The 597-nt window shown below is 64.3% G+C and carries 1 protein-coding gene; it reads right to left on the bottom strand.

Annotation, left to right across the window (positions count from 1 at the left end):
* A partial coding sequence (locus CXQ90_RS21775; protein ID WP_146068967.1) for an amino acid permease occupies positions 1–597 on the bottom strand: 597 nt, incomplete at both ends.

Raw genomic sequence — 597 nt, forward strand, 5'->3', positions numbered from 1 at the left:
AGCCGCCATGGCCTTGTACTCTGCCACCCGGGCCTGGTGCAGCGGAGTGCGGCGCAGGAACGCATAGACAACGCCCAGCAGGACAAACCAGATGGGCGTTACCAGCAGGGCCTGCAGGGTGTCGGCCTGGGTGGTCAGGGCCCAGAGGATGAAGGCAAAGAACGCCAGCACCACATAGACCATCACCACGCCGCCGGGCATGCGGAACTTCGAGGCCTCATGCAGGTGCGGACGCCGCTTCCGGAACACCAGGTAGCTGAGCAGGATGATCGTCCAGACAAACATGAAGCACAGGGCGGAGATGGTGGTGACCAGGGTGAAAGCTGCGCTGACCGATTCCCCTGCGTACAAAAGAACGACGCCGGCCAGCAGGAAGGTGCAGGAGAAGAACAGTGCGTTCTGGGGCACCTTGCGCCGTGACAGGCGGCCGAACGGCTTGGGGGCGTCGCCGTCGTGCGCCAGGCCGAAAACCATGCGCGAGGTGGAATATATCCCGGAATTCGCCGAGCTGGCGGCGGAAGTCAGGACCACAAAGTTCACCACGGCGGCCGCGGCTCCGAGCCCGGCCAGGGCGAACATGCCCACAAACGGGCTTTC

Origin of the sequence: Arthrobacter sp. ZGTC131, assembly GCF_002929275.1 — a bacterium.
In the GTDB taxonomy this organism is placed as follows: Bacteria; Actinomycetota; Actinomycetes; order Actinomycetales; family Micrococcaceae; genus Arthrobacter.